Genomic DNA, 1,006 nt, shown 5'->3' with positions numbered 1-1,006 from the left:
GGCGACTCCAAGGTCGCCCAGTGGATGCCGGCGATCGATGCCATCGCCGAGGCGAACCACTGGCGGGTGCGGATCTACACCAAGGGCGGCTGCACGTTCACCGACACGATGACGTTCGTCGCCGGTGAACCCTTCCCCGAGTGCCGCGAGTGGGGCCAGGAGGTGTTCCGGCGCCTGGTCGAGGCGAAGGGCAAGGACCGGCCGCAGGTGATGATCACGACCGGCCTGCGCAAGGCTGCGGCCGATGCCGACGGCGAGGAGACCCTCGAGGGCCTGGTCGCCGGGTACGTCAGCTACTGGCAGCAGCTCACCGACCAGGGCACCCGGGTGATCGCCCTGTCCGACACCCCGAGTCCGTCACCGGAGATCGGCGCGAACGCGTACGAATGCGTGGCCGAGCACGACGCGGCCACCGCAGGGGACGACTGCTCCTGGCCGTATGCGGAGTCGAGCAGCAACCTCGCCATGAAGGAAGCGGCCGGGCAGGTCAAGGGTGCCGCGTTCATCGACATGAACCCGTTGGTGTGCCCCGACGGCGTCTGCAGGGCAGTGATCCGCAACGTGCTCACCTACCGCCAGGGATCGCACATCACCGCGACCTGGGTGAAGGTGCTGGCACCGGACCTCGCCAACGAGCTGGTGCCGCTGGTCAGCGAGCACGTCGCGTCCGCCGGGACGCCCTGACCGCCGTACTCAGAAGATCCGGCGCAGCCAGGGCACGCGTGCCGCGGCCACGCTGATCGCGAAGGACACGACGACCACCAGGGCGTAGAGCGCGAGCTTGGCGACCGGGGCCGGGTCGGCGTACAGGTCCGGCCACCAGCGGCGGACCACCGCGACGAGCAGCAGGTGCACCAGGAACACCCCGAAGGTTGCGCTGCCGAGCGCTCCGATGACCTTCAGCACCCGCTCCTTCGGCCGCAGCCGCGCGCAGAGGTCGATCACGCACAGGTAGATGGCGATCGCGGCCCCCACCGTCGGAAGCGAGACGTAGTGCACCGGCAGC

General features: G+C 69.7%; 2 protein-coding genes. One reads left to right on the top strand and one right to left on the bottom strand.

Going from position 1 to position 1,006, the window contains the following annotated elements; all coding sequences use genetic code 11:
- On the top strand, nucleotides 1–684 hold a 684-nt coding region (locus ACOADB_RS20845; RefSeq protein WP_378602952.1), incomplete at its 5' end, for an SGNH hydrolase domain-containing protein.
- Nucleotides 685–693: 9 nt separating this feature from the next.
- Here the strand turns inward: ACOADB_RS20845 and ACOADB_RS20840 are convergent.
- A partial coding sequence (locus ACOADB_RS20840; protein ID WP_378602948.1) for an acyltransferase family protein occupies nucleotides 694–1,006 on the bottom strand: 313 nt, incomplete at its 5' end.

The organism is Nocardioides sp. CPCC 206348, from assembly GCF_048654705.1.
Lineage (GTDB): Bacteria > Actinomycetota > Actinomycetes > Propionibacteriales > Nocardioidaceae > Nocardioides.
The sequence above is the reverse complement of the archived record's forward strand: the minus strand, read 5'-3'. Positions and strand labels throughout refer to the sequence as shown.